Source organism: Arthrobacter rhombi, assembly GCF_039526245.1.
In the GTDB taxonomy this organism is placed as follows: Bacteria; Actinomycetota; Actinomycetes; order Actinomycetales; family Micrococcaceae; genus Arthrobacter_H; species Arthrobacter_H rhombi.
Map to the genome: position 1 here is coordinate 272,166 of NZ_BAAAIV010000010.1, position 10,486 is coordinate 282,651.

The 10,486-nt window shown below is 66.9% G+C and carries 11 protein-coding genes and 1 tRNA gene; 2 read left to right on the plus strand and 10 right to left on the minus strand.

The features are described 5' to 3' along the window. The first annotated feature begins 176 nt into the window (after positions 1 to 176). Together ABD088_RS09395 and ABD088_RS09400 are read left to right on the plus strand one after the other, a co-directional pair. Entirely contained in the window at positions 177 to 614 is a 438-nt protein-coding gene (locus ABD088_RS09395; protein ID WP_343901662.1) for a MarR family winged helix-turn-helix transcriptional regulator, read from the plus strand. Further along, positions 611 to 1,948, plus strand: coding sequence for an MFS transporter (locus ABD088_RS09400; RefSeq protein WP_343901663.1), 1,338 nt, complete (start codon positions 611 to 613; stop codon positions 1,946 to 1,948). Before ABD088_RS09395 ends, ABD088_RS09400 begins: the two co-directional genes overlap by 4 nt. Positions 1,949 to 1,953: 5 nt before the next feature. Here ABD088_RS09400 and ABD088_RS09405 read toward each other — a convergent pair whose 3' ends face one another. From ABD088_RS09405 to ABD088_RS09450, 10 genes are all read right to left on the minus strand, one after another. Further along, positions 1,954 to 2,946: a zinc ribbon domain-containing protein gene (locus ABD088_RS09405; RefSeq protein WP_343901664.1), complete on the minus strand. Its 993-nt coding sequence runs from the start codon at positions 2,944 to 2,946 to the stop codon at positions 1,954 to 1,956. A gap of 63 nt (positions 2,947 to 3,009) precedes the next feature. Next, positions 3,010 to 4,557, minus strand: coding sequence for a helicase HerA-like domain-containing protein (locus ABD088_RS09410; RefSeq protein WP_343901665.1), 1,548 nt, complete (start codon positions 4,555 to 4,557; stop codon positions 3,010 to 3,012). A gap of 89 nt (positions 4,558 to 4,646) precedes the next feature. Beyond that, positions 4,647 to 5,411, minus strand: a complete 765-nt coding sequence (locus ABD088_RS09415) for an amino acid ABC transporter ATP-binding protein (protein ID WP_343901666.1) — start codon at positions 5,409 to 5,411, stop codon at positions 4,647 to 4,649. Continuing rightward, a complete protein-coding gene (locus ABD088_RS09420; RefSeq protein ID WP_343901667.1) occupies positions 5,398 to 6,063 on the minus strand; it encodes an amino acid ABC transporter permease in 666 nt (221 codons plus the stop codon). Before ABD088_RS09420 ends, ABD088_RS09415 begins: the two co-directional genes overlap by 14 nt. Positions 6,064 to 6,086: 23 nt before the next feature. Further along, entirely contained in the window at positions 6,087 to 6,905 is an 819-nt protein-coding gene (locus ABD088_RS09425; protein WP_343901668.1) for an amino acid ABC transporter substrate-binding protein, read from the minus strand. A 135-nt stretch (positions 6,906 to 7,040) separates the two neighbouring features. Further along, entirely contained in the window at positions 7,041 to 7,970 is a 930-nt protein-coding gene (locus ABD088_RS09430; RefSeq protein WP_343901669.1) for an AEC family transporter, read from the minus strand. Positions 7,971 to 7,973: 3 nt separating this feature from the next. After that, on the minus strand, positions 7,974 to 8,405 hold the full coding sequence (gene panD / locus ABD088_RS09435; protein WP_343901670.1) for an aspartate 1-decarboxylase: 432 nt from the start codon (positions 8,403 to 8,405) through the stop codon (positions 7,974 to 7,976). Positions 8,406 to 8,462: 57 nt separating this feature from the next. Further along, a tRNA-Gly gene (locus ABD088_RS09440) sits at positions 8,463 to 8,533 on the minus strand. 94 nt (positions 8,534 to 8,627) lie between these two features. Further along, the gene (locus tag ABD088_RS09445) at positions 8,628 to 9,821 is read right to left on the minus strand and encodes a cation:proton antiporter (RefSeq protein ID WP_343901671.1); all 1,194 of its coding nucleotides are present in this window, start codon (positions 9,819 to 9,821) and stop codon (positions 8,628 to 8,630) included. 9 nt (positions 9,822 to 9,830) lie between these two features. Further along, complete coding sequence (locus ABD088_RS09450; RefSeq protein ID WP_343901672.1) at positions 9,831 to 10,313, minus strand: cation:proton antiporter regulatory subunit; 483 nt, start codon at positions 10,311 to 10,313, stop codon at positions 9,831 to 9,833. Positions 10,314 to 10,486: the final 173 nt, after the last annotated feature.

Consider the following 10,486-nt stretch of genomic DNA (forward strand, 5'->3'; position numbering starts at 1 on the left):
GGAGGGGCTTCCCGCCGTCGTCGTCCCCGGCCCCTCGCGCGCAGGGGAAAGCAGGTGGGGTGACCCGCACCATGGCGGTGGAGCGCCGACGGGAGTATTGTTAGCAACGCTAAGCAACTAATTGTCCGCGCGCGACGACGACCAGCCGCCGACCCGGATGCGAGCCCAGGAGAGCCGTGCCCCCGCAGGAACCCGAAGAATTCGACGACGACCTCGCCGCCCGGCTGCGCGTGGCCATCATGCGTGTCTCGCGCCGGCTCCGCGTGGAGGTCGGCGGAGGCGTCGTCACGGCCGGACAGTATTCGGTGCTGGTGGCCCTGTGGCATGAACCGCAGACCCTGGGGCAGTTGGCGGCCCGTGAACGGGTGACGGCCCCCTCGATGACCCGGATCGCCAAGGCGCTGGAGGAGGGCGGCCAGGTGGAGCGCACCGGGAATCCCGACGATGGCCGGCAGGTGCTGGTGTCCATCACCGAGGCCGGCCGAGCCGTCGTGGACCAGGTCCGCAACCAGCGCACTGCCTGGCTCTCCCGCCATGTCGCCGACCTTGGCGCGGATGACCGTGCGGCCCTGCGCCGCGCTGCGGAACTGCTCACGGAGATGAACGCCCGATGAGCCAGATGTTCAAGGCCCTGGCCACACCGAACTACCGGCTGTGGGTCTCCGGGGCATTGGTGTCCAACATCGGCACCTGGATGCAGCGCGTGGCGCAGGACTGGCTGGTGCTGACCGTTCTGACGAACAACTCCGGTACCGCCACCGGCATCACCACCGGATTGCAGTTCCTCCCCATCCTGTTCCTGGGCCCGTACGCCGGGCTCGTCGCCGACCGGTACGACAAACGCAAGCTGCTGCTCATCACCCAGACCATCATGGGGCTTTGCGCGCTGGTCCTCGGGCTGCTGGTGCTCACCGATACCGCCGAACTCTGGCACGTCTACACCCTGGCCTTCGTGCTGGGACTGGCCAGTGCCTTCGACGCGCCGGCCCGCCAGGCCTTCGTCTCCGAGGTCGTCGGGCCGGACGATGTCCCCAATGCCGTGGCCCTGAACAGCGCATCCTTCAACCTGGCCCGGCTCGCGGGCCCCGGCGTCGCCGGCATCGTCATCGCGTGGCTCGGTACGGCGCCCGCGTTCCTGATCAACGCCGCCAGCTTCGCCGCGGTGCTGCTGTCCATCTGGAAGATGAAGCCGGAGCTGCTCTACACGCCCAAGCCGGCGGTGCGGGCCAAGCACCAGATCCGCGAGGGCATGCAGTACATCAAGGGCAGGCCCGATCTGGTCATGATCCTGGTCCTGGCCGCACTCATCGGCACCTTCGGGCTGAACTTCCAGATCACCAACGCCATGATGGCCACCCAGGCCTATGGAGTCGGCCCGGGGGAGTACGGGCTGCTGGGCTCGGTGATGGCCGTGGGGACCCTTGGCGGCGCACTGCTGGCCGCGCGTCGCGGACGGTTCAGGCTGCGCTACCTGATCGGTGGGGCCATCCTGTTCGGTGTCTTCAGCATCGGCGCCTCGGTGATGCCGACGTTCTGGCTCTACGCGCTGGCCCTGGTTCCTGTGGGGCTGGCCTCGCTGACCTTCCTGAACAGCTGCAACACCTCGATCCAGCTATCCGTCGAGCCGAGGTTCCGCGGACGCGTACTGGCGATCTACATGATGGTCATCCAGGGTGGGACCCCGATCGGTGCCCCGCTGGTGGGCTGGCTCGGCACCGCCTTCGGTGCCCGCTGGTCCATCGCCGCGGGCGGACTCATCGCCCTGGCTGCCGGGCTATGGGCCTTGCAGTTCGTGCGCCGGGGCCACCTCAACCAGCCGGTCTTCGCCACCGGCGATGGCCAGCCGTCCACCACCGCGCCGGTAGCCGTGGAGAAGGACACCGGAGGGGAACCGACGGACCGGGATGCCCGGCCGGACCGGCCGGCATCCAGCCGACCCGTGGACTAGGCGGGCTATTCTCCGACGACCGGTGTCACCGTCACCGAATCGCCGGAGAGCTCCAGCTTGGCGGTGAATCCAAAGTCGTGCTCGACGGTATTCTCGGTTTTCGCACCGGTCATCAGGTTCTGTTCGACCAGGTCCAGGGACGTGCCGACCTGTAGTGGACGCAGCACCCAGCCACCGTCATACGGGCCGATGTCGACTTTCGGGTACTGGGTGATCTTCCAATGGATCGAGTCCGCGGAGACGCGTGCCTCGGTGTCGTAGCTCAGCGGGCAGCCGGCGGGTTTGAGGACCTGCTGCTGTGCACAGTCATCCAGGTACCGGTGCAACTGGGTGTCGATGTCCTTGACCAGTTTCCCGGTGGGCTGGGTGGTCAGCTGGAGCCCGTCGGTTCCCGCTGCCGAGGCGGAATCAACCACAACCCGGCGTTTGGTGCCCTGGAAGTACTTGTCCCGGTAGCTGGACTCCACGACTGCGGGAAGGAATACCGGAAGCTTGGCGGCCCCCTTCGTCAGGGGCGCTGTTTGCCCGTTGACCTGCACCGCGTTGGTGGTGTCGGCGCTGACGGTGACTTCCGGCAGGTCGGTGGCGGCAAAGGCCCAGCGGTCGAAGAACAGCCAGTCCTTACCCGTCCGGGTCAGATGGAACACGGTTTCGTGGTCATTCCCGTCGACCTGGTAGGTGGTGGTGACCTCGACCTTGCCCTCGGTGACCTCACGGGCCTGGTGCACGGTGAAGCCCTCGATGGGCTTGACCGCGGCTTGCAGGGCCTCGCCGTCGAGCAGCAGCCCGTTGCCCTGCGGGGACGCGGGGTCCAGGAGTCCCAGGGCTTGTCCGCCTTCGCCGTCCTGGAGCATGCCGAAGTACGTGCTGACCTGTTTTTCGGGCCCGAAGACCTTCTGGTTCACCAGCGTGATCGTCACGACTGCTGCGATGGCGAGGACCATCAGCGCGGCCAGCCAGAGGGCCAGGACGCGGATGGGCGAGGAAGCGTTTTTCACCTGTTATACGTTACCGGGAGTGCCGCCGCCCCCGTGAAACGGGGACGACGGCACCAGCGGTGCCTAGCGGCGACGACGGCGGGTGCCGAACATGCCCCGCATGAGTTCCTTGCCCAGCATGCCAGCGGCCTGCATCGCAAAGTCCATGACCGGGTTGTCCTGCTTGGCCGGTGGCCTGCTCGCCGACGGTCGACGCTGCGCGGGCGCCGGTGCGGAATCCGCGGTGCCTTCCGCGCCGGCGGCGGCATCCTTCCCCGCTGCACGGGCCGCGAGGACCTCGAACGCGGACTCGCGGTCCACCGCGGTGCCATACTCCTGCATCATCGGTGATGCCGCGGCGACCTGTTTGACGGTTTCGGCGGGGGAGGCGCCCATGTTCGAGGTAGGGCTCCACATCCGGGTCCAGGCGACGGGGGTCGGTGCGCCCTTCTCGTTCATGACGACGACGACCGCTTCGCCGGTTCCGGCCTGGGTCAGTGCCTCGTTGAGGTCGTAGTCGCTGGTGGGGAACGTGGAGACCGTGGCCTTCAGCGCCTTGGCATCGTCCGGGGTGAAGGCGCGCAGGGCATGCTGGACGCGGTTGGCCAACTGGCCGAGGATCTCGCCGGGGACGTCCTTGGGGGTCTGCGTGATGAAGAAGACCCCGACACCCTTCGAACGGATCAGGCGCACCGTGTTGGTGATCGAGTCCAAGAACGCCTTGGAGGCGTCGTTGAAGAGCAGATGGGCCTCATCGAGGAAGAAGACGAGCTTGGGCTTGTCGGCATCGCCGACTTCCGGCAACTCCTCGAACAGGTCGGCGAGCAACCAGATGAGGAACGTGGAGAACACCAGCGGCTGCTGCAGCAACGACGGCAACTCCAGGCAGGAGAGCACCCCGCGGCCGTCCTCCGCGATCCGGAGCAGCTTCGTGGTGTCGAACTCGGGTTCGCCGAAGAACTTCTCCATGCCCTTGGCCTCGAGGGCGACGAGTTCACGTAGCAGGACCCCGGCGGTGGCCGAGGACAACCCGCCGAGTTCGGCAAGATCCGCCTTGCCCTCGTCGGAGGTCAGGTGCTGGATGACCGCCCGGAGGTCCTTGAGGTCGTAGAGTTCCAGGTCCTTCTGGTCCGCATAGTGGAAGACCAGCAGGAGGCTGGATTCCTGGGTCTCGTTCAACTCCATGATGCGGGCCAGCAGCACGGGTCCGAAGGAGGAAACCGTGGCTCGCACCGGGATTCCCTCGCCGCTGCCACCCAGGCTGTAGTAGTCGACGGGGAACGAGGCGGCCTGCCAGTCCATGCCCACTGACTGGGTCCGGGCGAGCAGCTTCTCGCTGCTGGTACCCGGGGTGGAGAGGCCCGTGAGATCGCCCTTCACGTCCGCCAGGAACACCGGGACCCCGGCGTTGGAGAGCTGCTCGGCCATGACCTGCAAGGTGATGGTCTTGCCGGTGCCGGTCGCCCCCGCGACCAGGCCATGGCGGTTCATCATCCTCAGGGGCAGCCTGACCTGCGCCTCGGGGTGGACCTCGCCATCGACCAGGGCGGCACCCAGGGTGATCGCCCCGCCTTCAAAGGTGTAGCCGCTGCTGATATTTTCGACTTGCTGTTCCGGTGTGTTCTTCGCCATGGGCTCAGCCTATGCGCACCGGTGCCGCATCGCACTGGATTTCTGGGACGGCGCGCTGCCCGGCGTCCCCCCGCGACGAGGATGGGTGCTTAGAACGGGTTGAGCAGGCGGTGCACGAATTGCTGGGTGCGCTCCTCCCGGGGCGCGCGCAGCACAGTGTCCGGGTGCCCCTGTTCGACGACGACGCCACCGTCCATGAACACGACGTGGTCCGCGACTTCGCGGGCGAAGGCCAGCTCGTGGGTGACCAGGACCATCGTCCAGCCCTCCTGTGCGAGCTCCTTGATGACCGTGAGCACATCCCCGACCAGCTCCGGGTCCAGTGCCGACGTCGGTTCGTCGAAGAGCAGCAGGGAGGGTTTGAGCGCCAAGGCGCGAACGATTCCCACCCGCTGCTGTTGGCCTCCGGAAAGCTCGTGCGGATACTGGTCGGCCTTCTCCGCCAGCCCGACGCGTTCGAGCAGGGAGGTGGCCTCCGCGATGGCCTCGGCCTTCGGCCGCCGTTGGACCTGGATGGGCCCCTCGATGACGTTCTGCAGGACCGTCTTGTGCGGGAAGAGATTGTAGTTCTGGAACACCATGGCACTGCGGGTGCGCAGCGACTGGGTTTCCTTGGTGCTGGTCGAGGCGGAGAAGGTGACTCCGGGGCCCCCGGAGAAGGCGACGGTACCGGCGTCGGGCTGTTCCAACCCATTCAGGCACCGCAGCGCCGTGGTCTTGCCGGAACCGGAGGGACCGATCAATGCCAACACGCCACCCGGGGCCACGGCCAGGTCGATCGAGGTCAACACGTGGTTGGCCCCGAAGGACTTCTGCAGCCCCGAAACCTTCAGCAGCGGTTCAGTGGGCGACATAGCGGTCCAGCCTTTCCTCGATCTTGGACTGTCCGGCCGAAAGCACCAGGCAGACCACCCAGTAGACCAAGGCGGCCTCCAGGTAGAGCAGCATGAATTGCTGGCTGAACGCCGCAACCTCCTGCGCCCGGCGGAACAACTCGGTCACGGTGATCAGCGAGGCCAGCGACGTGTCCTTCACCAGCGAGATGAACGTGTTCGACAGCGGCGGTACGGAGACCCGGGCTGCCTGCGGCAGGATCAGCCGGCGCAGCGTCTTGCCCCGCGACATCCCGATCGTGTACCCGGCTTCCCACTGACCCCGTGGCACCGAGAGGATCGAGGCCCGGATGATCTCGGCCGCGTAGCCGCCGACGTTGACCGAGAACGCGATGATCGCGCAGATCCAGGGGTTCAACGTGACGCCGATGGAGGGCAGGCCGTAGAAGATGACGAACAACTGCACCAGCAGGGGCGTGCCGCGGACGAGGGAGATGTAGACGCGGCCGATCCATGAGAGCACCCGGTTGGAACCGATGCGCATCATGGCGACCACCAGGGCGATGGCCAGGCCCAGCACGAAGCTGGCCAGGGACAGGGGGATCGTTCCCAGCAAGCCACCGCGCACGATGGGCCACAGTGAGTCGAGGAACAGCGACCAGTCGACGTTCATGGGATCAGACTACGTTCCGCCGGCTACTTCGAGACGTCTTCGCCGAAGTACTTGTCCGAGATTTTCGCCAGCGTCCCGTCCTGGCGCAGTTCGCCCAACGCGGAGTCCACGGCCTTGACCAGGTCCGTGCTGCCCTTCGGGAAGGCCAGCGCGGCCTCTGACGTGTCCTTCGTTTCGGCGGCGATCTTGATCGCGTCGTCCGGGGTGGACTTCTGGTAGTCCAGGTACGTCAGCTGGTCGTTGATGGTCGCATCCACGCGGCCCTGCTTGAGCAGCGTCACGGACTGTGCCCAACCTTCGACGCCCTCGACCTTCGCACCGGACTTCTTGGCCAGGTCATTCCAGTTGCTGGTCAGCGACTGGGCGGTGGTCTTGCCCTTCAGATCGGCGAACGACGTGATGTCGTTGTTGTCGGCCTTGGTGACGATGACGCCTTTGCTGACGGTGTAGGGGGTGGAGAAGTCGTAGGCCTTCTTCCGCTGCGCATCCATGGTCACCTGGTTGGCGATGACGTCGAACCGGCCGGATTTGAGCCCGGCGAAGATGGCATCCCACTGGGTCTCCTCGAACTTGGGCTTGACCCCGAGCTTCTCGGCGACCGCTGTGATGACCTCGACGTCGTATCCGGTCAGGTCCCCCGCCCCGCCTTCGTGGAAGGAGAAGGGCTTGTAGGTGCCCTCGGTGCCCACGGTCAGCACGCCCGCGTCCTTGACCTCCTGCAGGGTCAGGCCATCAGCAGCCTTCGAGGAGGAGGTCCCCGATTCCGGGGTCGAGGAGCAGCCTGACACGGCAAAGGCCAGGGCGAGGGTGGTGGCGGCCAGCGGCAGGAGACGTCGGTTCATGGGGCAAGGTCCTTCGGTGCGGGCGGACGGTGGTCCGGGATCGGCGGGGGCCCGGTGGGTACCGGGATCTTGGAACGCTAGCAGTCCCAGCGCTGGCGGCACTCCGATTATTCCGAAGTACGACGGCGGGGAGCATCAGCCGTGGAGGATGACCGGAACGAGCATCATCGCGGGGACCGCGGCGATGGTGGTCAGCAGGACCGTGTCCTTCGCGACCACCAGGCCCTGTTCGTACCGGGAGGCGGTCACGAAGACGTTCTGGGCCGACGGCAGGGCCCCCATGATCACCACGGCAAACAGATCCGCGCCCTCCAACCGGAAGATCAGCGAGCCGGCCAGCCAGGCCAGGACGGGGTGGACCAGCAGTTTCAGGCCGGTTCCGACCAGCACGTCTGACCGGCGGGCAGAGACCTTTTCCAAGGGTTTGGACCCGACCAGGGAGATCCCGAAGGCGATCAGCATGGCGGGAATCGAGGCTCCGGCGATCAACTCGATGGGCTCCATGATGGGGTGGGGCAGCTTCCAGCCGAATACGGCGAAGAGCAGGCCCACCAGGGAAGCGACGATCATCGGGTTGCGCAGGGTAGTGAGCACCATGGCCGTGGGGGTCGTCCGTCGCCGTGAGCTGCTGGCGTCCAGGAAGATCAGGAAAAGGGGGCTCCACAAGGCCAGCTGGAAGAGGATCACCGGGGCCGCGTGGGAGGTGTTGCCCAGAACATATGCGGCGATCGGCAGTCCCAGGTTCGCCGAGTTCACCGTCGAGGCGCTCATCGCACCGACCAGGCGCTCGGGCCGGTCGCGCAGGAGCCACCAGCCGGTGATGGCGAAGTAGAGGAGGGCGACGCCGGCTGCGCTGATGGCAGCCACCCCGAGGCTGGGTCCGAGCACGGCCGCCGGGTCGGAGTCGGCCACGGTGATGAAGAGCAGCGCTGGACTGGCGACGAAGAACGTCAGGCGGTTCAGGACGTAGCGCGCGTCGGCACCGAGGACGCCGGTGCGGCCGACGAAATAGCCGACGATGATGACGGCCCAGACAACGGAGAAACCGGAGAGGACCCCGAGCACGTCCTAGAAGTCCGCGGGTATTCCGGCGATGGCGTGCGGTGGACGCACGTCGCCGGTCGAGAGGGACTCCGAGGGGTCTGAGCCGAGGGCGACCATCGCGTTGTCCGCGTCAACGTGGACGACCCGCGGAACATAGCTGCGCGCCTCGGCGGTCTCCATCTCGGCATAGCTGATGAGGATGACCGTGTCGCCGGGGTGGACCAGATGTGCCGCGGCACCATTGATGCCCAGGACTCCGCTTCCGCGATCCCCGGCGATCGTGTAGGTCTCGAGCCGTGCGCCGTTGGTGACGTCGACGATGCTGACCAGTTCCCCGGGCAGGATGTCGGATGCCTCGAGGAGGTCGAGGTCCACGGTCACGGAGCCGACGTAGTGCAGATCGGCATGGGTCACGGTGGCGCGATGGATCTTTGACTTGAACATTGTGCGTTTCATGGCAAACCTAGTCTACGCGCCGCCCGGTGTCGGGGGCGTGTGCCCGGACACAAAGAGAGCGGGCGACGGGAATCGAACCCGCGTGTCCAGCTTGGGAAGCTGGCGCTCTACCATTGAGCTACGCCCGCAAAACACCCGCCGGTCCGTTCGTACCCGCGGGTGCATCTCAGCATATCCCACGCGCCGGTGACATGCATCTTGGGCGACTCGCTGCCGGCGCCGTCAGCCACTTCCTGCAGGATCCCGGGCGGGGTGAAGTCGGCCCGAGATGACCCGGGTCAGGGGTTCGGCCATGCGGGTGGCCACGGGGCCCAGAACTGCCAGCAGCATGACGTAGGTGGTGGCCAACGCCGCCAGTTCCGGTGAGGCACCGCCCCCGGCCACCGCCAAACCGGCGATGACGATGGAGAACTCGCCGCGGGCGATCAGCACCGTACCGGCGCGGATCCGGCCCGGCACCCCGATGCCGGCCCGCCGGGCGGCCCACGCGCCGGTGACCACCTTGGTCACGGAGGTCAAGGCCGCCAGTCCCAGTGCCAGTGCGAGCACCGGGGGAATGGTGGCCGGGTCGGTGTTGATGCCGAAGACCACGAAGAACATTGCGGCAAACAGATCGCGCAACGGCGCCAGGACCTTGGCCGCCGAGTGGGCGGTGGACCCGGAAATGGCGATGCCCAACAGGAACGCGCCCACGGCCGCGGACACCTGCAGGGCAGCTGCGATCCCGGCCACCAGCAAGGCCGCGCCAATGAGTTTGAGCAGGAAGTTCTCCTGATCGGGAGAATGGATCAGGCGGGAGATCAGCGGACCGTAGCGCAAGGCCAGCAGCAGGACGGCGGTGACCGCCAGGAGCGCGACGCCCACGGCCCGCAGCCCGCCCAGGAAGCTCACGCCGGCCAACGCTGCGGTGAGGATGGGCAGGTAGACGGCCATCACCAGGTCCTCCAGGACGAGGATGGACAAGACGACGGGGGTTTCCCGGTTGCCCAGCCGTCCCAGGTCGGAGAGCACCTTGGCGCAGATTCCCGAGGAGGAAATGTAGGTGACACCGCCCAGCACCAGGGCTCCGATGACACCCCACCCCAGGATGAGGGCCAGCGCTGCACCCGGCACGAAATTCAGGACCAGGTCGATCAGGCCGGCCACCCAGGACCGGCGCAATCCGGTCACCAGTTCCTTGGCCGTGTACTCGAGGCCGAGCATCAGCAGCAGCAGGACTACGCCGAGTTCGCTGGCGATGTCGCCGAACGCCTCGATGCCGGAGAGCGGGACGATGCCGCCGTGCCCGAAGACCAGACCACCCAGCAGGTACAACGGGACCGGTGACATGCCGATCCGTGCCGCCACACGCCCGAGCAGCCCGAGGCCGAGGAAAACGGCTCCGAGCTCGATCAAGACGAGGGTGGTGTGGTCCACGGGCCGGCCCTATCCGTTATTGAGCAGGTGGGCGGCCTTGTCCAGGCCCTCTGAGGTGCCCACCACGATGACCACGTCACCCGGGGCCAGCTCGAAGGACGGCGGGGGCGACGCGTGGACCTGCCCGGCGCGGGAGACCGCGACGATGGACGCGTGGGTGCGCGTCCGCAGATGGGTATCCCCCAGGGTGCGGTCCGCGTAGGGGCTGTCCTGGCTCAGCACGAACTGCTGGGTATTCACCCCGGGCAGTTCGCGGTGCTCGGCCGTCAGGTCCGCCACCAATTGCGGAGCGCCGAGCAGCCCGCCGATCGCCGCGGCTTCCTCGTTGGTCAGGGGAATGGCCGCCTGGCAGGCATCAGGATCCTGGCGCTCGGAAATGATCAGCTCCATGCCGCCGTCACGTTTCACGACGACGCCGACGCGTCGCCCCGTCGCCAGCATGACGTCGCGACGTACCCCAATCCCGGGGAGGGGGGTTTCTTCCAGATTCATGATTCCAGCGTAGACCCCGGCCCCGGCGGTGGCATCGTCTGGATGCCGGGCAAACAGAGGGCCGCCACCGGATACCCGGTGACGGCCCTCTGGGGTGGATCCACGGCGCCTAGATGAATAAGTCCTAATTCCGCGTGTTTGCAGAATAGACCCCCAGCAATCTCGCTGGGGGT